The organism is Nocardioides sp. cx-173 (genome assembly GCF_021117365.1).
In the GTDB taxonomy this organism is placed as follows: Bacteria; Actinomycetota; Actinomycetes; order Propionibacteriales; family Nocardioidaceae; genus Nocardioides.
In genome coordinates this window covers 2,284,477-2,305,005 of record NZ_CP088262.1, presented here as the reverse complement: position 1 = coordinate 2,305,005, position 20,529 = coordinate 2,284,477, and the positions used below count along the sequence as shown (strand labels likewise).

Sequence of the window (20,529 nt, the reverse complement as noted above, 5' to 3'; positions counted from 1 at the left end):
TGAGCTCGAGCCGACGAACGTGACGAGCACCGTCTCCCGCTATGTGCGCGACCGCGTGCGGCGCTGGCGCACCGGCTCCACCGAGGGTCAGCGCGAGGTCCTGGGCGTGCTCCTGATCTGCGTCGCGTGCGCGTTCGTCGCCTCGGTCATCGACTACGACACGGTGCCGCTCACCTCGTACTTCGTGTGGCTGATCGTGGGCATGCTGCTGCTGCGGTTCTGGTTCCTGGCCGCCATGACGACCTGCACCGCCGCAGCAGCGGTGACCGCGATGCTGCTGGACGGGCCGGTCACGGGACCGCGCGCTGCGGCGCTGCTCACCCTCGGCGTGGCGGTCGCGCTGATCCTGTACCAGTCCAGCCGCCAGCGCAGCGGACTTCCGTCGCCGCTGAGCGAGGCCCTGCTGTCCGAGCTCAGGGAGCGGTTGCAGTCGCAGAGCGCACTCCCGGCGCTGCCGGACGGCTGGCATACGGAGACGGCGATGATCGCCTCCGACGGGGTGGGGTACGCCGGCGACTTCCTCGTGGCCGACCTGGACGAGCAGCGCCGCCGGCTCGAGCTGATCCTGGTCGACGTGTGCGGCAAGGGCCTCGGGGCGGGACCCCAGGCGCTGCAGTTCGCCGGTGCGCTCGGCGGCCTGATCGGCTCCCTGCCCCCGGGCGACCTCATGCAGGCGGCCAACCGGTTCCTGCTGCGACGCGGACTCGACGACTCCTTCGCGACCGCGGTGCACGTTGCCCTCGACCTGGACGACGGTCGCTACTCGATCACCAGCGCGGGACACCCCCCGGCGTTGCGTTGGGAGGCGACCGCGGACGTGTGGCACATCGACAACGCCCGCGGGATGGCGATCGGGATCGAGCGCGACCCCGAGCTGATGGTCAGTGAGGGCGTGCTCTGCGTCGGCGACGCCCTGCTCTTCTACACCGACGGGGTGATCGAGTCGCCCACCAGCGACCTGGACTCCGGGATCGACTGGCTGCGCGGCGTCGCCCGCGGCGCCATCCGCGACGGCGGCCCCGTCGGCTCGGCTCAGCGAATCATCGAGCAGGTCGAGCGTGGCGACGACGACCGGGCGGTCCTGGTCCTCAGTCGGACCGGGCCGGCCGCGGGCGCGAGTACAGCTCGCGGATGACGTCCTCGATGTCCGGCTCCTGGATGGAGAGGTCCGCGACGTCGTACGACGAGGCCAGCGCCGCCACGATCGGGGCGGCGCTGGTGTCCGCGGGGAAGCTCAACCACTGCCGTGGCCCCTCCACCCGGCGGGTCACGGCGCCCGCTACCTCGATCGGCGGCGCCTCGTCGACCAGGTCGACCACGACCGTCCGGTGCGAGCCGCCGCGCTCGTGCAGCCCGGGCAGCGTGCCGTCGTGGACCAGGGTGCCCCGGTCGATGACGATCACCCGGTCGCAGAGCGCCTCGATGTCCTGCAGGTCGTGGGTGGTGAGCATGAGGGTGGTGCCCCGCTCGCGGTTGAGGGCGCGCAGGAACTCGCGCAGGCGGCCCTTGCTCACGACGTCGAGGCCGATGGTGGGCTCGTCGAGGTAGAGGATCTCGGGGTCGTGCAGGAGCGCCGCCGCGATGTCGCCGCGCATCCGCTGGCCGAGGCTGAGCTGGCGCACGGGGGTGTCGAGCAGCTCGCGCAGGTCGAGCAGCTCGAGGAACTCCTCGAGGTTGATGCGGTGGCGCGCCGGGTCGGTCCGGTAGATCTTCTGCAGCAGGTCGAAGGAGTCGCGCAGCGGGAGGTCCCACCACAGCGAGGTGCGCTGCCCGAAGACGACGCCGATCCGCCGGGCCAGCGCCGTGCGGTGGCGGCTCGGGTCCACGCCGGCGACCGAGATCCGCCCGCTGGTGGGCACCAGGATCCCGGTGAGCATCTTGATCGTCGTGGACTTCCCGGCGCCGTTGGGTCCGATGTAGCCGACCATCTCACCGGCGTCGATGCCGAACGTCAGGTCGTGGACGGCCTCGACCTCCGTGCGCTGCTTGCGGCGCGCGCCCTCGACGCGGCGGCGCACGGTGAAGGTGCGACGCAGGTCGGTCACCTCGATCAGCGACATGTCAGCTCCCGGTGGATCGGTAGTGGCGGACGCCGAAGCGCCAGGCGAGGACGGCGGCGCCCAGACACAGGGCGGCCGCGACGGGGGAGGCGAACTGCAAAACCTTCGGCAGGCCGAAGGGGTCCTCGCGGCCGAGGAGGTAGAGGCAGGGGTACCAGTTGACGAAGGCGATCGGGAGGATGAACGTCAGCGCCTTGACCAGCTCCGCGGGGAAGACCGACATCGGGAACTGCGTGACCTGGTTGCCGCCGTAGGTGAACGCGTTGGCGAACTCGGTGCCCTCCGCGGTCCAGAACTGCACACACGCCAGCGCGACGAACAGGCTGAAGAAGATCACCGCCCCGCTGAGGAGCATCTCGGCGGCGACCAGGACCCGCGGCAGCGACCAGTCGACGTACGTCGCCGCCCAGACGAAGACGATCCCCGCCTGCGCCACCCGGGCGAAGCGGCGCGGCGCGAACTCGTCGGCGCACACCTGCACCAGCAGCGGCACCGGCTTGGTCATCATCGTGTCCAGGCGGCCCAGCCGGATCATCTGGCCCAGCCGGTCCACCCGACCCACGAGCAGGTCGGCGAACGCGAGGCCGAGCCCCGTGGCGCCGTAGAGGAGGCCGATCTCGGTGAGGCCGAACCCGCCCAGCTCGTCGACGTTGCGCAGCAGCACCCAGATCGCGACGAAGTCGAGCCCGGTCATCAGGAAGCTGCCGATCGCCATCATCCAGAACGACGCCGGGTAGGCCATCGACGAGCGCACCCACAGGCTCGCGATCCGGTAGTAGTCGACCGCCGCGTCAGCCACCCTGGACCACCACCCGGCGCTCGGCGCGGCGCAGGACGTAGGCGCAGGCGACGAGGAGCACCGCGGCCCAGCCGAGCATGAAGGCCAGCCCCTCGGCGACCTCGGCGCCCGTGCGCTTGCCCAGCCAGATGTCGGCCGGCACCTGCAGGAACGTCGCCCAGGGCAGCACCATCGCGACGTCGCGCAGGGCGCCGGGCAGGATCACCAGGGGGACGGTCAGGCCGCTGAAGAACAGCGCCGCGAAGCCGAGCAGCATCCGCGGCCCGAGGTCGTCGAGCAGCCAGAACGCGGTGAGCGCGGCCAGCATCCGCAGCCCGAAGCTGACCGTGACCGCCACCGGGAGCGCCGCGAGGAACCACACCCAGGTCACGACGTCGGCGGGGTAGCGCAGGTCGAACAGCAGCCCGCCGACCACCGTGGGCGCGACGCCGCGGGTGAGCAAGTGGTACGCCGCCCGGCCGAGGTCGCCGGCGAGGTACCAGCCCAGGATCCCGACGGGACGGTAGAGGTCGATCACCACGTCACCGGAGCGGATCCGCTGGGCCAGGTCGTCGGGGGTGCCGCCGCCCCAGATCGCGACGGTCATGATCATCGCCTGCCCCAGCCACACGTAGGTGACGGCGTCCGTGACGTCGTACCCGCCGGCGTCGGGGCTCTGGCCCCACACCTCGATGTAGACGAAGCAGGCGATCACGCCGAAGACGCAGTTGGTGAAGATGCCGGCGAGCGTGGCCCCCACGTAGGTGGAGTACCTCTTGAAGGCGCGCGTCGCGACGGCGACGTGCAGGGGCATTGCCGCAGCCTCCCACGACTCGACGGCGTTCGCGGGGACGTTGGCGGGGACGTTCGAGGCGAGTGGAATAGCGCAGGTCGCGGGCGGGTTGGAGCGGGTAATAGATCGTTCAACCAGTGCGAGGAGATGGGCAACATGCAGTTCGGCATCTTCACCGTCGGCGACGTCACCACCGACCCGACGACCGGGCGGACGCCGAGCGAGCACGAGCGGATCAAGGCGCAGGTCGAGATCGCGAAGAAGGCCGAGCAGGTCGGGCTCGACGTGGTCGCCGTCGGCCAGCACCACAACCCGCCGTTCGTCGCCTCCTCGCCGACCACCACGATGGCCTACATCGCCGCGCAGACCGAGCGGATCCTGCTCTCGACCTCGACCACGCTGATCACCACCACCGACCCGGTGCGCATCGCTGAGGACTACGGCACCCTGCAGCACCTCACCGACGGCCGCATGGACCTGATGATGGGCCGCGGCAACACCGGCCCGGTCTACCCGTGGTTCGGCAAGGACATCCGTCAGGGGATCGATCTCGCGATCGAGAGCTACGCGCTGCTCCACCGCCTGTGGCGCGAGGACGTCGTCGACTGGGAGGGCCGGTTCCGCACGCCGCTGCAGGGCTTCACCGCCACGCCGCGCCCACTCGACGGCGTACCCCCGTTCGTGTGGCACGGCTCCATCCGCAGCCCCGAGATCGCCGAGCAGGCGGCCTACTACGGCGACGGTTTCTTCCACAACCACATCTTCTGGCCGGCCTCGCACACCCGGCAGATGGTCGAGCTCTACCGCCGGCGCTTCGAGCACTACGGTCACGGCGCCGCCGACCAGGCGATCGTCGGGCTGGGCGGGCAGTTCTTCATGCGCCGCAACAGCCAGGACGCCGTCCGGGAGTTCCGTCCGTACTTCGACAACGCCCCGGTCTACGGCCACGGTCCCTCGCTCGAGGACTTCACCTCGCAGACCCCGCTCACGGTGGGCTCCCCGCAGGAGGTGCTGGAGCGCACCCTCGGCTTCCGCGAGTACGTCGGCGACTACCAGCGCCAGCTGTTCCTCGTCGACCACGCGGGCCTGCCGCAGAAAACCGTGCTGGAGCAGCTCGACCTGCTCGGCGAGATCCTGCCCGACCTGCGGGCCGGCTTCGCCGAGGGGCGTCCCGCCCACGTGCCCGACGGGCCCACCCACGCCGGACTCGTGGCCGCGCGAGACGCCGCGGCCGGGTCGGTCGAGCGGGCGGGGGGCGTGGGGACGGTGTCGGCATGACCCGCGTCCTCGCCGTCTCGGCCGGCCTGTCGTCGCCCTCGTCGACCCGGCTGCTCACCGATCGCCTGGCCGACGCGGTGCGAGCCCGGCTCGGCGCCGGCGCGGAGGTGGACGTCGTCGAGCTGCGCCCGCTCGCGCATGCCCTGGCCGACCACCTGCTCACCGGATTCCCGAACGCCGAGCTCGAGGCGGTGCTCGACCAGGTCCGCGAGGCCGACGCGCTGGTCATGGTCACGCCGGTGTTCAGCGCATCGTTCAGCGGCCTGTTCAAGACCTTCGTGGACGTGCTGGAGCCCGGCCTGCTCATCGGCAAGCCGGTCCTGATCGGCGCCACGGCGGGCACCTCGCGCCACTCGCTGGTGCTCGACCACGCGCTGCGGCCGCTGTTCGCCTATCTGCGCGCGGTCGTCGTGCCCACGGGCGTGTTCGCGGCGACCGAGGACTTTGGCGACCATGGCCTGGAGCAGCGCATCGAGCGGGCGGCGGGCGAGCTGGCCGACCTGCTCGGCGGCCGCCGCTCACTGCACGTGGTCCGCGACGAGTTCGCCGACCCCACGCCGTTCGCCGACCGACTCCGCGGCCTCAGCACCTGAGCCGGGCCTGGCGGCCGACTCGCTCAGTGCTGGTAGGTCCCGTGCAGGATCGCGCGGCCGAGGGTCTTGAAGGCCAGGTTGAACGACACGACCGCAGGGGAGGCGTCGGCGTCCACCCCCAGTGACTCGTCCTTCACCGCGTGCACGACGAAGTAGTAGCGGTGGGCGTGGTCCCCCTCCGGCGGGGCGGCGCCGCTGAACCCGAGCTCGCCGGCGTCGTTGCGGACGTGGAACGCGTTGCCGGGAAGCGGCCCGGCGGCCGCGCCGGTGTCCAGCGACGTCACGTCGGCCGACAGGTCGACCAGCACCCAGTGCCAGAAGCCGCTCGGCGTGGGGGCGTCGGGGTCGAAGCAGGTGACGGTGTAGCTCTTGGTGCCCTCGGGCGCGCCCTCCCAGGAGAGCTGGGGGGAGGTGTTGCCCTGGGCCGCGACCTGGTCGTCCTTGAGCGGCTCGCCGTGGTCCACGTCGGTGCTCGTGACCGTGAAGGACGGCACGGAGGGCAGGAGGTCGTAGGGGTTCGGGCTGCGAGGACGCTCGAGACTCATGCGGACCAACCTAGTAGCCGCACCGAACCCTGGCCATCACCCCGCACGCGGGACCGGCGATGATGAGCGCGTGGACGAGATCGCGACGTACCCCGTGGGGCTGCGCCTGGCCGGCCGGCGGGTGGTGGTGGTGGGCGGTGGCCATGTCGCGCAGCGCCGCGTCCCGCAGCTGCTGGCCGCCGGCGCCGTCGTCCACGTCGTCTCCCCGGACGTCACCCCCGCGATCGAGGGCCTGGTCGGAGCGGGCGAGGTCACCTGGCACCGGCGCGGGTTCGCGGAGGCGGACCTGGAGGACACCTGGTACGCCATGGCCGTCACCGACGTCGCGCAGGTCAACGAGCGCGTCGCCGCGGAGGCCGAACGGCGGCGGGTCTTCTGCGTGCGCGCCGACGACGCGAGCGACGCCACCGCCTGGACGCCGGCCGTCGGCCGCGCCGCGGGCGTCACCGTCGCCGTGCTCGGCAACCGCGAGCCGCGCCTCTCCGCATCGGTGCGCGACGAGATCCTGGCCGGTCTCCGGGAGGGCACCATCCACGGCCGTCACCAGCGCACGCACACCCCGGGCGTCACGCTGGTCGGCGGTGGTCCGGGCGACCCGGACCTGATCTCGGTCGCCGGCCGCAAGGCGCTCATGGAGGCCGACGTGGTGGTCGCCGACCGGCTGGCTCCGCGCGAGCTGCTCGGCCAGCTGCCCGCCGACGTCGAGCTGGTGGACGTGGCCAAGCTCCCGCGCGGCCGCTCCGCGCAGCAGGAGGAGATCAACCGGGTCATCGTCGACCGGGCGCTCGCCGGCAAGCGGGTGGTGCGGTTCAAGGGCGGCGACAGCTTCGTCTTCGGCCGCGGCTACGAGGAGGTCCTGGCTTGCCGCGAGGCCGGGGTCGCGGTGACCGTGATCCCGGGCCTGACCAGCCCGGTCGCCGTACCCGCCGTCGCCGGCATCCCGGTCACCCACCGCGGCGTCGCCCACGAATTCACCGTGCTCTCGGGCCACCTCCCGCCCGGCCACCCCGAGTCGTTGACCAACTGGGCCGCCGTCGCGGCGCTCCACGGGACCCTGGTCCTGATGATGGCGGTGGAGAACGCGCCGGCCATCGCCGAGGCGCTGGTACGTGGCGGCCGCGACGCGGGCACCCCCGTGGCGGTCATCGCCGACGGCACCATGGCGGGGGAGCGGACCGTGCTCGCCACCCTCGGCACGCTGACCGAGGAGCTCAGCGCCCACGCCGTCCTGCCTCCGGCGATCATCGTCGTCGGCGAGGTCGTCGCGGTTGCCCATCCCGAGCGCTTCGCGTGATGGGGTCCTGATGGCCGAGCTGATCGCGATCGACGACCCCGACGACCCCCGGCTCGCCGACTACCGCGACCTGCGCGACGTCGAGCTGCGCAAGCATCTCGAGGGGGAGCACGGGCTGTTCCTGGCCGAGGGCGAGAAGGTCGTACGGCGTGCGGTCGAGGCCGGCTACGAGCCCCGGTCGTTCCTCATGGCGCCGCGCTGGCTGGACGGGCTGGCCGACGTGCTGGACCGCTCCGACGCTCCGTGCTTCGTGCTCGAGGAGCGGCTGGCCGAGCAGGTCACCGGCTTCCACGTCCACCGCGGCGCGCTCGCCTCCCTGCACCGCCCGCCCTTGCGCTCGATCGACGAGGTGCTGGCGGGTGCCCGCTCGGTCCTGGTCCTGGAGGACCTCGTGGACCACACCAACGTGGGTGCCGTCTTTCGGAGCGGGGCAGCCCTGGGCTTCGACGCCGTCCTGCTCGCTCCGCGCTGCGCCGACCCGCTGTACCGGCGCTCGATCAAGGTCGGCATGGGCGCTGTGTTCACGATGCCCTGGACCCGGCTGCCCGACTGGTACGGCGCCCTGCCCGACCTGTCCGCCCGCGGCTTCACCACGGTCGCGCTCACCCTCGCCGACGACGCCGTCGGGATCGAGGAGGCGGTCGCCGGCCTGGACCGGGTCGCGCTGGTGCTGGGCTCGGAGGGCCACGGGCTGTCCTCGCGATGGGAGCAGTCCGCGGACCGGCGCGCCGTCATCCCGATGCGCGAGGGCATCGACTCCCTCAACGTCGCCGCCGCCTGCGCCGTCGCCTGCTGGGTCACCGCCCGCCGCTGACGTCGACGTGGGCGCGGTTTGGTCACAAACCGCACGTTCCGGAGCCCGGAACCTGCGGTTTGTGACCAAACCGCGGGCCTCGGCCCGCCGTCAGGGCACGGGGCGTGGGTAGCCGAACAGCTCGAAGTCGGAGGCGTAGAAGTCGCTCAGCCGGTCGACCAGCGCCGGGGACAGCTCCACGGCGGAGCTCGGCAGGCCCGCCCTCTGGGTGCCGTGCATGGTGTGGGGGACCGCCGGGTCCAGGTCGAGGCCGAGGCGGGCGTTGAGGTCGCCGACCATGCTGTCCACGCCGTCCTCCAGCCGGTAGACGGTCGCCCCCTTGAGGTGGAACTCGCTCTGGGGCCGCACGTGGTTGTCCAGCACGAACGGGTTGCTGCGGTAGCGGCGCAGCAACCGGTCTGCCCACTCCTCGACGTCGGCGGCCGACGTGCGCGGCTCACGGCTGTGGCGCATCAGGAACTCCGAGCGGAAGCGCGCGAGCGGGTCGCGCACCATCATGAACGTCGCCTCGAAGCGGCCCAGCCGCAGCAGCGCCCGCAGCAGCTCCGCGTGGTAGTGCTGCGGTGAGCACTTGCGTACGGCGACCAGCTCGCGCTCGGTGTCCGGCGTCTCCAGGAGGTAGGTGGACCATCCCGCGCGCTCGAAGACCCGCTCGATGCTGGTGCCCCCGGTCTTGGGGACGTGGACGAACAGCACCGCGCGTCCCCCGCGTAGGAAGATCGGCATCCCTCAGGCCGGCCAGGTCTCGGGGTACTCGTCGGCGACCTTGTCGTGCTGCTTCTGCAGACGCTTGCGCAGCTTGGTCGGGAGGCGGTCGCCGAAGACGGTGCCGAGGGTGTGGTCGGTCTCGTGCTGCAGGCAGCGCGCCAGCAGGCCGTCGCCGGAGAAGGTGACCGGCGAGCCGTCCAGGCCGGTGCCGGTCACGGTCGCGGTGTCGGGGCGGGCGAGCTCCACGAACGCCCCGGGAAAGGACAGACAGCCCTCGTCGTCCTCGTCGAGCACCCGGTCGCGACCCTCCGGCAGGCTCAGCACCGGGTTGCACACCACGCCCACCGTGCGCTGCCCGGACTCGTCGGGGCAGTCGAAGACGAACATCGCGACGTCCTCGCCGATCTGGCACGCCGCGAGGCCGACTCCGTCGGCGGCGTACATCGTCGCAACCATGTCGGCGGCCAGGGCCGTCAGCTCCTCGTCGTAGGTCGTCACGAGGGCCTGGGGGCGGTGCATCACCGGAGTGCCCCACCGGGTCATCGGGCGGACCCGACCACCGGTGGGGAGGGGGCCGTAGGGCGCGAGGACGCTGGGGGCTTCCGGATCAGGCACGGAGCCATCGTAGTGGTGTGACCTGCCGCACCCGACATGGTGTAGCGGCAAGTGTAACTCCCAGTTACATTATCGGTATGTCCCTCCTCCAGAGCCTGCGTCCCGGCGGCCGGCACGGCGTCCCGAGCGGCGAGTCGCGTGACCCCATCGGCTATCTCGTCGCCGGTCTGAACCGGCTGGCGCAGAGCGACGTCCTCGACCGCGTGCGGCTGCGCAAGCCGGCCGAGCAGGCCGTCTTCACGGTGACGCGTGGCGGATTCAAGACCCTCACCGCCGCGAGCCGGACCTTCGCGGCGTCGGGGCGCGCGGGGGAGCCGGGGGTCCGTGCGGCGCCCGCGCCGACGCCGGGCGTCTTCGACCTGACGCCGACCGAGGACGAGCAGATGCTGGTCGACGTCGTGAGCGAGTTCGCCGAGGAGGTCGTGCGCCCGGCGGCCGCAGAGGCCGACGAGGCGTGCGCGGCTCCCGAGCCGCTGCTGAAGGCCAGCCTGGAGATCGGCCTGCCCATCCTCGGCGTGCCCGAGTCCCTCGGCGGCATCTCCGAGGAGCGCTCGGCCATGGCCGGCACCCTCGTCGCCGAGGCCCTCGCCCACGGCGACCTCGGCCTGGCCGTCGCGGCGCTCGCGCCCGGCTCGGTCGCGACCGCCCTGGGGCTCTGGGGCACCGACGCCCAGCAGCAGACCTACCTCCCGGCGTTCACGGGCGACGACGTCCCGGCCGCGGCCCTCGCGCTCAACGAGCCCACGGTGCTCTTCGACGTCCTGAGCCCCTCGACGACCGCGACCCGCACCCCCGGCGGCTACGTCCTCGACGGCGTCAAGACCCTGGTCCCGCGTGGCGCGCAGGCCGAGCTCTTCGTCGTCGGCGCCTCGCTCGAGGGTCGACCGGTGCTCTTCCTCGTGGAGTCCTCGACCCCAGGCCTCGCGGTCGAGGGCGACCCGGCGATGGGCGTGCGCGCCGCCTCGCTGGCACGGCTGACGCTCACCGACGTCGCGGTCCCGGCCGACGCGGTGCTCGGCGACACCGACGGCACCTCGTACGCCGAGTGCGTGCGCCTCTCGCGGCTCGCCTGGTGCGCGCTCGCCGTCGGCACGGGCCAGGCGGTGCTCGACTACGTCACCCCCTACGTCAAGGAGCGCCACGCGTTCGGCGAGCCCATCGCGCACCGCCAGTCGGTGGCGTTCATGGTCGCCAACATCGCGATCGAGCTCCAGTCCATGCGGCTGCTGACCTACAAGGCGGCCTCCCGAGCCGCCGCGGGCAAGGACTTCGCGCGCGAGGTCGCGCTGGCCCGGCGCCTGTGCGCCGACAAGGGCATGCAGATCGGCCTCGACGGCGTCCAGCTGCTCGGCGGCCACGGCTTCGTCAAGGAACACCCCGTCGAGCGCTGGTACCGCGACCTGCGCGCGGTCGGCGTCATGGAAGGAAGCGTGCTGGTCTGATGGCCATCAATCTCGACGACCCGAAGAAGCTCCGCCCCCTGGTCGGCCAGGCCCACCAGGTCGCCATGAACATGCTGCGCCCGATCTCGCGCAAGTACGACCGCGCCGAGCACGAGTACCCCAAGGAGCTCGACATGCTCGCCGCGATGATCGACGGGCTCGCCGAGTCCGGCGCCAGCGAGGGTGCGGGCGCCGCCGGCGTACGCCGTGAGGAGGCCGATGGTGCCGACGCCGGGGTCAGGAACGGCACCAACCTGGCCTCGGTGATGTCCATCGCCGAGATGTGCTGGGGCGACGTGGGGCTGCTGCTGTCCATGCCGCGCCAGGGGCTCGGCAACTCCGCGATCGCCTCGGTCGCCGACGAGGAGCAGCAGCAGCGGTTCGCCGGGGTGTGGGCCGGCATGGCGATCACCGAGCCCGGCGTGGGCTCCGACTCGGCCAACATCTCGACCACGGCGACCCTCGACGGCGACCACTACGTGCTCAACGGCGAGAAGATCTACGTCACCTCGGGCGACCGCGCCGACCACATCGTGGTCTGGGCGACCCTCGACAAGAGCCTCGGACGGGCCGCGATCAAGTCGTTCGTGGTGCCGAAGGGCACGCCCGGCATGCGCGTCGACCGGCTCGAGCACAAGCTCGGCATCCGGGCCTCCGACACCGCGACGATCATCTTCGAGGACTGCCGAGTCCCCGCCGAGAACCTCCTCGGCTCACCGGAGGTCGACACCTCGCAGGGCTTCGCCGGCGCGATGGCGACCTTCGACAACACCCGCCCACTGGTGGCGTCGATGGCCGTGGGCTGCGCCCGCGCCGCGCTCGACCTCACCCGCGACCTGCTGGCGCAGGCGGGGGTCACCGTCGACTACGACCGACCCGCCCAGACCCAGTCGGCCGCCGCGGCCCGGCTGCTGCAGATGGAGGCGGACTGGGAAGCGGCGTACCTGCTCACCCTCCAGGCGGCGTGGATGGCCGACAACCGCAAGCCCAACTCGCTGGAGGCCTCGATGGCCAAGGCGAAGGCCGGCCGGGTGGGCTCCGACATCACCCTCGGCTGCGTCGAGCTGGCCGGCTCGGTGGGCTACAGCGAGACCGAGCTGCTGGAGAAGTGGGCCCGCGACTCCAAGATCCTCGACATCTTCGAGGGCACCCAGCAGATCCAGCAGCTCATCGTGGCCCGGCGCGTGCTCGGGCTCTCCAGCGCCGAGCTGAAGTAGCCCCCCCCGACGACGAAGGCGGCGGCCCCATGGGGATCCGCCGCCTTCGCGCGTCGTCGATGGTCGGGAGGCTCAGCCCTCGGCCGACTTCTTCGCCACCACCGGCGCGATGTCGGCGGGCGTCACGTCCACGTGCTCGGTGTCGGCCTGCTTGTCGATGTCGGTCAACGGCTCCGCCGACGGCGAGGCGGCCTTCTTGGCGGGCGACTTCTTGGCGGGTGCCTTCTTCGCCGGTGTCTTCTTCGCAGCGGCCTTCTTGGCGGGTGCCTTGGCCGGCGCCTTCTTCGCCGGAGCCTTCTTGGCCGGAGCCTTCTTGGCGACGGGAGACGGGTCCAGGCCCAGCTCCTCGGTGACGTTGACCGGCGTGCTGGGGTCGACCTCGACCTTCGGCGCGGCGACCTTCTTCGCGGCGGACTTCTTGGCCGGCGTCTTCTGGGCCGGCGTCTTCTGGGCCGGAGTCTTCTTCGCGGCCGTCTTCTTGGCCGGAGCCTTCTGGGCAGGAGCCTTCGTGGGGGCCACCCTGGCCGCGGTCTCCGGAGCGAGGGCGTCGCCCTGGACCTTGCGCGAGACCTCTGCGGGCACCGCGGCGGGGAGGCTCTCCGCGGCCGTGCCCCGCGGCGCGGCGGCCGGCGGAGTGGCGACCGGGGTGCGGCCGGGCAGCAGCGCGGTGACGGTCTCCGAGGCCTTGGCGGCCATGGCGCCGGCGACGAGCCTGCCCAGCCCGACCCCACCCTTGGCGGTCTCGACGGTCAGGCTGGCGGCGGTCTCCGCCGTGCCGAGGGCGACGTCGGTGATCGTCTTGATCGGGTTCTTGCGGGCCACAGGAGGTCCTTTCGTCGGTGCGTTCGTCATGCCTGTACCCAGCCAACGAGCCGGGACGCGGTTGGTCAGGGTGACCTTGGGCACCAGCGGAGCGCGCCGGGGCGCCCCGAGCGGGATCAGTCGGTGGCGCTGCGGCGTACCGGCAGCTTGGCGCCCGGCGCCGAGGCTCTGGCCGGCTTCGCCTTGGCGGGGCTCGGAGTCGGCGGGTGCGGTGCGATGTTCCGCGCCACCGCCGCGGGCGTGGGCAGCCCGGATGCCGGTGGTGACTGGGTCTGCGGCGCGGTTCGGCGCTCAGGCGCGGGGGCAGGGGCGGCACTGGGCACCACGGGCGTCGGCATGCCGGTGCCGGTCCGGGCACGCACCGCCTGGACGGCCCTGTCGAGCAGCGGTCGCGCGGTGCGGGTCGCCCTCGCGCCGAGCGCGGTGCCGATCACCACGACCCCGGACGCGGCGCTCTTGATCCGGTCGATGGCTGCCACGGGCACTCCCTGTCGTCGTCGCGAACGGTCTACCGGCGATTCAACCAGCATGCAGAAGGGCGGGCACACCGTCCGGGACGGTGCGCCCGCCCTGGGACGGGGGAGCGAGGCGGAGCCGGGGGTCAGGAGACGCTACGGAAGGGGTCGTGCTCGGCGAGGATCTTGTCGACGCGCGCCTGGTCGAGCCGGGAGACGACGTACTGGTTCTCCTGGGTGTCGCGCACGCACTTGGCGAGCGTGAAGCACGACGTGGTGAGGAACAGCGTCCCGAGGCCGAGGAACGCCCGGATCCACGGGTCGACCGGCAGGTAGAGGATCGCGAAGATCATGGTCAGCAGCGCGATGCCGAACGAGATCGCGGCCTGCGCGAAGAAGGCGTTGGTGTTCTTGGAGGGGGTCGGAGTGCTCATGCCTCCAGCCTGTCCGTCGTAGGGCCGTGGGGGAGCGGCCCGCGTACCCGGCTGCGTCTGAGTACGCGCCCTCACACGCTCTGGATGGGTGAGGCGGAGCATGGCAGTCTCTGCCGGGTGACCGGGGACGAGCGGACCGAGCTGATCGTGTCGACGCTGGGCGACGCGTTCGCGCCGCTGATGGAGGCCGACCCGGCGGCGTTCCGCGGCAAGTTCCGCACCATGTCCTCTGACCCGCACGCGTTCTACCGGGGCACGGCCTGCCTGTTCTACGCCGATGTGAGCGGCGCCGACGACCCGTTCGCCGACGAGCGCAGCGGCCGGATCTGGGTGCACGGTGACCTGCATGTGGAGAACTTCGGCACCTACCTCAACTCCGACGGCCGGCTGGTCTTCGACATCAACGACTTCGACGAGGCCTACCTGGGGCGGTTCACCTGGGACCTGCAGCGCTTCGCGGCGTCGCTCGCGCTGGTGGGCTGGCAGAAGGCGCTGCCCGAGGACGACGTGAGGCGGCTGATCGGCCGCTACCTGCGCGCGTACCTGTCGCAGGTGGACGAGTACCGCCACAGCGAGGAGGACGACTTCGCGCTGCACCTCGACAACACCGAGGGACCGGTGAAGGAGGCGCTGGTCCTCGCGCGGCACCAGCGCCGCGCCGAGCTGCTCGACGCCAGCACCGAGGAGATCGAGGGGATCCGGCTCTTCCGCGAGGGGCGCGGGGTGCGCCGTCTGGGCAAGCGGGAGCGCGCCCAGGTGGTCCAGGCCTTCGAGGCCTACTTGGAGACCATCCCGGAGCGCCGTCGCTCCGGTCGCGACCTCTTCTACGAGCTGCGCGACGTCGTCGGCAGGTCGGGCTTCGGCATCGGCAGCGCCGGGCTGCCGGCGTACAACGTGCTGGTCGAGGGCTACAGCCAGGCCCTGGACAACGACGTCGTGCTGTCGATGAAGCAGGCCAACGTGCCGGCCATCAGCCGGTTCGTCGACACCACCCAGGTGGAGCGGTACTTCGAGCACGAGGGCCACCGCACGGTCGTGAGCCAGCGGGCCCTGCAGGTGCACACCGACCCGATGCTGGGCTACACCGAGCTGGACGGCGTCGGCTACGTCGTGAGCGAGCTGTCGCCGTACGAGGTCGACCTCGACTGGTCGAACGTCACCGAGCCCCGCGAGATCGCCCAGGTGGTCGACCTGCTGGGTCGCGCCACCGCCAAGATCCACTGCGCCTCCGACGAGGACAGCGACCAGGACCTGGTCGACTTCCAGGTCGAGGAGGCGATCGCGGAGAGCGTGGAGGGCCGGCGGCGCGAGCTCGTGCGCTGGGTGACCGACTTCGCGATGGGCTACGCCGACCGGGTCCGCGAGGACCACGCGCTCTTCGTGCACGCCTTCCGGGAGGGGCGCGTGGGGGTCACGGCGACCTGAGGAGCTCGGCCGGGCCGCTCGGGCCGGCGTCCAGGTGGCGCGGTGCGGCGAAGCCGGCGGCCGCGAAGGCGGCGTCGACCGCCCTGCGCACGGCCTCGGCGCGCTCGGCCGGGACCAGCGCGATCGCCGAGCCTCCGAAGCCGCCGCCGGTCATGCGGGCGCCGAGCGCGCCGGCGTCCAGCGCGGTCGCGACGACCAGGTCGAGCTCGGCGCAGGAGACCTCGTAGTCGTCGCGCAGCGAGTCGTGGGAGGCGATCATCAGCTCCCCCAGGGCGGCCCAGTCGCCGCTCTCGACGGCCGCGACGGCGTCGGCGACGCGGGCGTTCTCGGTGACCACGTGGCGAGCACGGGCCCGGAGCCGGGGGTCGTCGAGCCCGCCGACGTCGCGCAGCGTGGCGCGGCGCAGCGACGGCAGCCCGAGCGCCTCGGCGGCGGCCTCACAGTCCTGACGGCGGGCGCCGTACCCGCCGTCGGTGAGTGCGTGGGAGACCCGGGTGTCCACGACCAGCAGGGTGCGCCCGGCCTCGTCCCACGGGAGGGGCACATCGCGGGTGGAGCCGTCCTCGAAGTCGATCAGCAGACCGGCGCCGGGCGCGGAGAGGAGCACCGCGCTCTGGTCCAGCCCGCCGGTCGGGGCGCCGGCCACCTCGCTCTCGGCGCGGCGGCAGGCCGCCACCAGCTGATGGCGCAGGTCGCCGGTGAGCTCGCGCCCGGTCAGCCCGCACACGGCGACCGCGACCGCGCACTCCAGTGCGGCCGAGCTCGAGAGCCCGGCCCCCATCGGCACGGTGCTCCGCACCTCGAGGTCGACGCCGGGCAGGTGCCAGCCTTCCTCCTGCAGGGCCCAGAGCACGCCCACGGCGTACGTCGCCCAGCCCTCGGCGGCGCCGGGGCCCGTGGTGGCGTGGGTGCCGGTCCACGGCTCGTCCTGCGTGTCGCTGCGCACCGTGACGCCGTCGTCCTCACGGGAGGTCGCGGTGACGGTCGTGGCGTAGGGGATGGTGAGCGGCAGGCAGAGGCCCTGGTTGTAGTCGGTGTGCTCGCCGATGAGATTGACGCGGCCGGGGGAGCGGCCGACGGACGATGTCATGCCCCGACCCTAGGCTCTGGCTGTGCACTTCCTCCACGACGCCACCTCGCCCCACGACCTCACCTACGACGACGTCTTCATGGTGCCGCGGCACAGCGGCGTCGCCAGCCGGTACGACGTCGACCTCGCCACCTCCGACGGCACCGGCACCACGATCCCGCTGGTGGTCTCCAACATGACCGCGATCGCCGGCAAGCGGATGGCCGAGACGGTGGCGCGGCGCGGCGGGCTCGTGGTGATCCCGCAGGACATCCCCTTCCCGGTGGTCGAGCAGGTGGTGGCCGACGTGAAGTCGCGGCACCTGGTCTTCGACACCCCGATCGAGCTGACCGAGCACCAGACGGTGGCCGAGGCCCTCGCGCTCATCCCCAAGCGGGCGCACCGGGCCGCCGTGGTCGTCGACGCCCTGGGGCGCCCGCTCGGGGTGGTCTCGGAGTCCGACTGCGCCGAGGTCGACCGCTTCGCGCAGGTCGGCCAGGTCATGAACCATCGCCCCGTGCTCATCCCCGACGACGCCGACCCGCGCGCGGCCTTCGACGCGCTCGACGAGACCGGGGCGATCCTCGCCGTGGCGGTACGCCGCGACGGCCGGCTGGCGGGCGTCCTGACCCGCACCGGCGCCCTGCGTGCCACGCTCTACCGCCCGGCCGTCGACGCCACCGGCGGGCTGCGGGTCGCCGCCGCGGTGGGGGTCAACGGCGACGTGGCCGGCAAGGCCGCCGAACTGCTCGGCGCGGGGGTCGACTGCCTGGTCGTCGACACCGCCCACGGCCACCAGGACCGGATGCTCGACGCACTGCGCGCCGTACGCGCCCTGGATCCGGGGGTGCCCGTCGCCGCCGGCAACGTCGTGTCGGCCGAGGGCACTCGCGCCCTGGTCGAGGCCGGGGCGGACATCGTCAAGGTCGGCGTGGGGCCCGGCGCCATGTGCACGACGCGGATGATGACCGGCGTGGGCCGCCCGCAGTTCTCGGCGGTGCTGGAGTGCGCGGCCGCCGCCCGGGAGCTGGGCAGTCACGTCTGGGCCGACGGCGGGGTGCGCCACCCCCGCGACGTGGCCCTCGCGCTCGCCGCGGGCGCGTCCTCGGTGATGGTCGGCTCGTGGTTCGCCGGGACGCACGAGTCGCCCGGCGACCTGCTCGAGGACTCCCAGGGTCGTGCCTACAAGGTGTCGTTCGGCATGGCGTCGGCCCGCGCCGTCGCCAACCGGACCTCCACGGAGTCGGCCTACGACCGCGCCCGCAAGGGCCTCTACGAGGAGGGCATCTCCTCGTCGCGGATGTACCTCGACCCCGCCCGTCCCGGCGTCGAGGACCTCATCGACGAGATCTGCTCCGGCGTGCGCTCCGCCTGCACCTACGCCGGCGCCGCCACCCTCGCCGAGCTGCACGACCGCGCCGTCGTCGGCGTGCAGTCGGCCGCCGGTTTCCACGAGGGCCGGCCGCTCGCAACGTCCTGGTGAGGACGCGGTTTGGTCACAAACCGCATCTCCGCGGCTCGGCGATCTGCGGTTTGTGACCAAACCACGGGTGGTGCGGGGCCCGGCAGGGCTAGCGCGAGGACCGCTCGGTGCGGCCGCGGACGATGCCGATGAAGGTCTGGACCCGGTCGTCGTCGTTGTCGACGAGCCACGCGAGGCCCACCTTGGTGGTGGGCAGGTCGGTGACGGGACGGTAGACGACGTCCTTGCGCTGGTGGAGCCGGGCGACCGACATCGGCACGAGCAGGATCCCCGTGCCGGAGGCGACGACCTCGACGGCGTCCTTGAGGTCCATGTCCGGCCAGTCGAGCTGCTCGGCGCTCGGCGTCCACCCCGACTCGTGGGGGAGCACCAGCTGCTCGTCGGCCAGGTCGTCCAGCGTGACCTCGTCGGCGGCGGCCACCAGGTGCTCGAGCCCGGCGACCACGACCGGCACCTCGTCGTACAGCGGGATGCAGTGCAGGCCCTCTCGGTTCACGGGGAGCCTGACCAGCGCCATGTCCAGGCTCCCCTCTCGCAGGCCGCGCTCCTGGTCGGCCTGGGTCACCGGGACCAGCTCGAGCGGGGTGCGGGGGTAGCGCTGGCGCCATACGCGCGCCCACTTGTCGGGGGTCGCGCCGGTGACGAAGCCGACGCGGAAGGGGCGGGTGTCCACCGCCCGAGTATGGGGTAGTGGGACGCACTGGCTAGCGTCGAGGGCCTTGCCGGGCGCGGCGACGGAGGGATGGGACATGCGGGTGCTGGTGACGGGCGCGACGGGGTACGTCGGGTCGCGGCTGGTGCCGTCGCTGCTCGCCGCGGGGCACGACGTGGTCGCTGCGGCGCGTGACCTGGACGCTCTCGACCGCTTCGCCTGGTCGGACCGTGTGGAGCGCCGCTATCTCGACGTCGAGGACACCGTGTCGGTCCACCTGGCCGTCCGTGAGGTGGACGCCCTGTTCTACCTGGTGCACTCGATGGCCTCGGGGGAGTTCCTCAAGCGGGACCGGGAGGCCGCCCAGTACGTCGCCGACGCGTGCGAGTACGCCCAGGTGTCGCGCATCGTCTACCTCTCCGGCCTGGTGCCGCCGGGCCGTCTGTCCGACCACCTGCGCTCGCGCCTGGAGGTGGAGGACATCCTGCTGGCCTGCGCCGTCCCCACCACCGTGCTCCGCGCGGCCATGGTCATCGGTGCCGGCTCGACGTCCTTCGAGCTGATGCGCCGGGTCAGTGAGCGGCTCGCCGTGACGCCGGTGCCGGCGTGGATGCAGCGCGACATCCAGCCGGTCGCCGTCGAGGACGTCGTCTACCTGCTGGTGCGGGCGCTCGACGGCGACCCGGACAACCGGGCCTACGACGTCGGCGGGGACGAGGTTCTCAGCTACCGAGAGCTGCTGGACCGGTTCGCCACGCTCGCCGACCTGCAGCGGCCGCAGCTGGTCCTGCCCCTCGCGCCGGAGTGCCTGGTCGGGGAGGCCGTCGCGCTGGTGTCGGGTCTGCCACGAGCCACCGTCCGCGCTCTCGTGCGGAGCCTGGCCCACGACATGGTCTGCACCGAGGACGACGTACGTCGCGACCTGGCTCCCGGCCACAGCTTCCTGTCGGTCGACGAGGCCATCGTCCGCTCACTGGCCGGCCAGACCCAGGCCACCGACTCCGACGGCGACATCCAGGGACAGGCGGACAGCGACCCTGCCTGGGTCGGTACCACCCTGCGCTGACGCCGCGTCCGTACGTACGACCACCGCGATCGGCTGCCGGCTGTACCCGAGGTTTGTGACCAAACCACACGTTCTACCGGCCGGTACGCGCGGTTTGTGACCAATCCGCGGGTCGAATCCGGGGCGCGGTCAGTTCAGGATGCGCATGTCGGCGGGCACCCCGCCACCGGCGTGGACGTCCTCGACCAGCTTGGCGAGGGCGGTGAGGGCGACGTTCTGCGGCATCGGGCCGTAGGAGACGCGGGCGACGCCGAGCTCCTCCAGGCGGCTCAAGGGTGGGATGCCAGGGATGCCGATGAGGGTCAGGCGCTGCGGGCCGAGGGCGTCCACGAGCGCGACGACCTGCTCCTCGTTCAGCCGGCCCGGCACGAACACCACCGGGGCGCCGGCGTCGAGGAATGCGCGCCCGCGCGCGATCGCGTCGGCGAGGACGTCGGCCGGGTCGCGGTCACCGGCCTTGAGGAAGGCGTCGGTGCGGGCGTTGAGCACGAAGTCCGCGACGCCCTCCGCGGCGGCGGCCCTCATGACCGCCTCGACCTGCGCGGCCGCCTCGGACAGCGGCTTCATCTGGTCCTCCAGGTTGGCACCGACGACGCCGACGCCGATCGCCTTGCGGATGGTCTCCGGCGCGTCGCCGTAGCCGCCCTCCAGGTCGGCCGAGACCGGCAACGAGGTCGCGGCGACGATGCGCGCGACCTCGGCGATCATCTCGTCGACCGGGATGTTCTCGCCGTCTTCGTAGCCGCGGGACGCCGCGATCGAGTGGCTCGCGGTGGCGAGGGCGGTGGTGCCCTCGACGGCGCTCACGACCTTCGCCGTAATCACGTCCCAGACGTTGACGACGGTGAGGAGGCTCGGGTCCTGGTGAAGGCGGAGGAGCTCGCTGGCGCGGTGCTGTAGGTCGGTCATGCGCCCATCGTGCACCCAGCCGGTGTCAGCCGGGAGGGGTACGAGAAGAGTCACCGCCTCCAGCCCGCGCTCACGGC

General features: G+C 72.5%; 22 protein-coding genes. 10 read left to right on the top strand and 12 right to left on the bottom strand.

Going from position 1 to position 20,529, the window contains the following annotated elements:
* Window positions 1-19: 19 nt before the first annotated feature.
* A complete protein-coding gene (locus LQ940_RS11180; protein ID WP_231243532.1) occupies window positions 20-1,135 on the top strand; it encodes a PP2C family protein-serine/threonine phosphatase in 1,116 nt (371 codons plus the stop codon).
* Here LQ940_RS11180 and LQ940_RS11175 read toward each other — a convergent pair.
* Genes LQ940_RS11175 through LQ940_RS11165 form a run of 3 tightly spaced genes read right to left on the bottom strand, consistent with a single transcriptional unit; the run spans window position 1,089 to window position 3,652 of the window.
* Window positions 1,089-2,060 carry an ABC transporter ATP-binding protein gene (locus LQ940_RS11175; RefSeq protein WP_231243531.1) on the bottom strand — a complete coding sequence of 324 codons (972 nt, stop codon included), beginning with the start codon at window positions 2,058-2,060 and terminating at the stop codon, window positions 1,089-1,091. The two genes, LQ940_RS11180 and LQ940_RS11175, sit on opposite strands and share 47 nt — an antisense overlap.
* Before the next feature lies 1 nt (window position 2,061).
* Window positions 2,062-2,859, bottom strand: coding sequence for an ABC transporter permease (locus LQ940_RS11170; protein WP_231243530.1), 798 nt, complete (start codon window positions 2,857-2,859; stop codon window positions 2,062-2,064).
* On the bottom strand, window positions 2,852-3,652 hold the full coding sequence (locus tag LQ940_RS11165; RefSeq protein WP_231243529.1) for an ABC transporter permease: 801 nt from the start codon (window positions 3,650-3,652) through the stop codon (window positions 2,852-2,854). The genes LQ940_RS11170 and LQ940_RS11165 overlap by 8 nt, the downstream gene beginning before the upstream one ends.
* A 135-nt stretch (window positions 3,653-3,787) precedes the next feature.
* Here LQ940_RS11165 and LQ940_RS11160 point away from each other — a divergent pair, with 135 nt between their 5' ends.
* Window positions 3,788-4,909 carry an LLM class flavin-dependent oxidoreductase gene (locus tag LQ940_RS11160; RefSeq protein ID WP_231243528.1) on the top strand — a complete coding sequence of 374 codons (1,122 nt, stop codon included), beginning with the start codon at window positions 3,788-3,790 and terminating at the stop codon, window positions 4,907-4,909.
* The gene (locus LQ940_RS11155) at window positions 4,906-5,502 is read left to right on the top strand and encodes an FMN reductase (protein WP_231243527.1); all 597 of its coding nucleotides are present in this window, start codon (window positions 4,906-4,908) and stop codon (window positions 5,500-5,502) included. The genes LQ940_RS11160 and LQ940_RS11155 overlap by 4 nt, the downstream gene beginning before the upstream one ends.
* A gap of 23 nt (window positions 5,503-5,525) precedes the next feature.
* On the opposite strand, the gene LQ940_RS11150 is transcribed toward LQ940_RS11155, so the two are convergent.
* Entirely contained in the window at window positions 5,526-6,047 is a 522-nt protein-coding gene (locus tag LQ940_RS11150) for a YbhB/YbcL family Raf kinase inhibitor-like protein (protein ID WP_231243526.1), read from the bottom strand.
* A gap of 70 nt (window positions 6,048-6,117) precedes the next feature.
* Here LQ940_RS11150 and cobA point away from each other — a divergent pair, with 70 nt between their 5' ends.
* On the top strand, window positions 6,118-7,341 hold the full coding sequence (gene cobA / locus LQ940_RS11145) for a uroporphyrinogen-III C-methyltransferase (RefSeq protein ID WP_231243525.1): 1,224 nt from the start codon (window positions 6,118-6,120) through the stop codon (window positions 7,339-7,341).
* A 10-nt stretch (window positions 7,342-7,351) separates the two neighbouring features.
* Window positions 7,352-8,155, top strand: a complete 804-nt coding sequence (locus tag LQ940_RS11140; protein WP_231243524.1) for a TrmH family RNA methyltransferase — start codon at window positions 7,352-7,354, stop codon at window positions 8,153-8,155.
* A gap of 90 nt (window positions 8,156-8,245) precedes the next feature.
* Here LQ940_RS11140 and LQ940_RS11135 read toward each other — a convergent pair whose 3' ends face one another.
* Both LQ940_RS11135 and def read right to left on the bottom strand, forming a co-directional pair.
* Window positions 8,246-8,881 carry a sulfotransferase family 2 domain-containing protein gene (locus LQ940_RS11135; RefSeq protein ID WP_231243516.1) on the bottom strand — a complete coding sequence of 212 codons (636 nt, stop codon included), beginning with the start codon at window positions 8,879-8,881 and terminating at the stop codon, window positions 8,246-8,248.
* A 3-nt stretch (window positions 8,882-8,884) separates the two neighbouring features.
* Window positions 8,885-9,478 carry a peptide deformylase gene (def, locus tag LQ940_RS11130; RefSeq protein ID WP_374229531.1) on the bottom strand — a complete coding sequence of 198 codons (594 nt, stop codon included), beginning with the start codon at window positions 9,476-9,478 and terminating at the stop codon, window positions 8,885-8,887.
* Window positions 9,479-9,555: 77 nt separating this feature from the next.
* Here def and LQ940_RS11125 point away from each other — a divergent pair, with 77 nt between their 5' ends.
* Window positions 9,556-10,920: an acyl-CoA dehydrogenase family protein gene (locus LQ940_RS11125; protein WP_231243515.1), complete on the top strand. Its 1,365-nt coding sequence runs from the start codon at window positions 9,556-9,558 to the stop codon at window positions 10,918-10,920.
* The gene (locus tag LQ940_RS11120; RefSeq protein WP_231243514.1) at window positions 10,920-12,137 is read left to right on the top strand and encodes an acyl-CoA dehydrogenase family protein; all 1,218 of its coding nucleotides are present in this window, start codon (window positions 10,920-10,922) and stop codon (window positions 12,135-12,137) included. The genes LQ940_RS11125 and LQ940_RS11120 overlap by 1 nt, the downstream gene beginning before the upstream one ends.
* Before the next feature lie 72 nt (window positions 12,138-12,209).
* Here the strand turns inward: LQ940_RS11120 and LQ940_RS11115 are convergent, their stop codons facing one another.
* The 3 genes from LQ940_RS11115 to LQ940_RS11105 all read right to left on the bottom strand — a co-directional run bounded on the left by LQ940_RS11115 (window position 12,210) and on the right by LQ940_RS11105 (window position 13,848).
* A complete protein-coding gene (locus tag LQ940_RS11115) occupies window positions 12,210-12,959 on the bottom strand; it encodes a hypothetical protein (protein ID WP_231243513.1) in 750 nt (249 codons plus the stop codon).
* Between the two features lie 116 nt (window positions 12,960-13,075).
* On the bottom strand, window positions 13,076-13,438 hold the full coding sequence (locus LQ940_RS11110; protein ID WP_231243512.1) for a hypothetical protein: 363 nt from the start codon (window positions 13,436-13,438) through the stop codon (window positions 13,076-13,078).
* A gap of 122 nt (window positions 13,439-13,560) precedes the next feature.
* Entirely contained in the window at window positions 13,561-13,848 is a 288-nt protein-coding gene (locus LQ940_RS11105) for a YiaA/YiaB family inner membrane protein (protein ID WP_231243511.1), read from the bottom strand.
* A 117-nt stretch (window positions 13,849-13,965) separates the two neighbouring features.
* Between LQ940_RS11105 and LQ940_RS11100 the strand changes: the two genes are divergently transcribed.
* A complete protein-coding gene (locus LQ940_RS11100) occupies window positions 13,966-15,273 on the top strand; it encodes a DUF2252 domain-containing protein (RefSeq protein WP_231243510.1) in 1,308 nt (435 codons plus the stop codon).
* Here LQ940_RS11100 and galK read toward each other — a convergent pair.
* A complete protein-coding gene (gene galK / locus LQ940_RS11095; protein ID WP_231243509.1) occupies window positions 15,260-16,363 on the bottom strand; it encodes a galactokinase in 1,104 nt (367 codons plus the stop codon). The genes LQ940_RS11100 and galK overlap by 14 nt on opposite strands.
* A gap of 22 nt (window positions 16,364-16,385) precedes the next feature.
* Here galK and LQ940_RS11090 point away from each other — a divergent pair, with 22 nt between their 5' ends.
* Complete coding sequence (locus LQ940_RS11090; RefSeq protein ID WP_269217207.1) at window positions 16,386-17,825, top strand: GuaB1 family IMP dehydrogenase-related protein; 1,440 nt, start codon at window positions 16,386-16,388, stop codon at window positions 17,823-17,825.
* 88 nt (window positions 17,826-17,913) lie between these two features.
* On the opposite strand, the gene LQ940_RS11085 is transcribed toward LQ940_RS11090, so the two are convergent.
* On the bottom strand, window positions 17,914-18,498 hold the full coding sequence (locus LQ940_RS11085; protein WP_231243508.1) for a LysR family substrate-binding domain-containing protein: 585 nt from the start codon (window positions 18,496-18,498) through the stop codon (window positions 17,914-17,916).
* 76 nt (window positions 18,499-18,574) lie between these two features.
* On the opposite strand from LQ940_RS11085, the gene LQ940_RS11080 reads away from it, so the two are divergent.
* Window positions 18,575-19,543 (top strand): NAD(P)H-binding protein, encoded by a 969-nt coding sequence (locus tag LQ940_RS11080; protein WP_231243507.1) that lies wholly within the window; start codon window positions 18,575-18,577, stop codon window positions 19,541-19,543.
* 129 nt (window positions 19,544-19,672) lie between these two features.
* Here the strand turns inward: LQ940_RS11080 and LQ940_RS11075 are convergent, their stop codons facing one another.
* Complete coding sequence (locus tag LQ940_RS11075) at window positions 19,673-20,452, bottom strand: isocitrate lyase/PEP mutase family protein (RefSeq protein ID WP_231243506.1); 780 nt, start codon at window positions 20,450-20,452, stop codon at window positions 19,673-19,675.
* Between the last annotated feature and the right edge of the window lie 77 nt (window positions 20,453-20,529).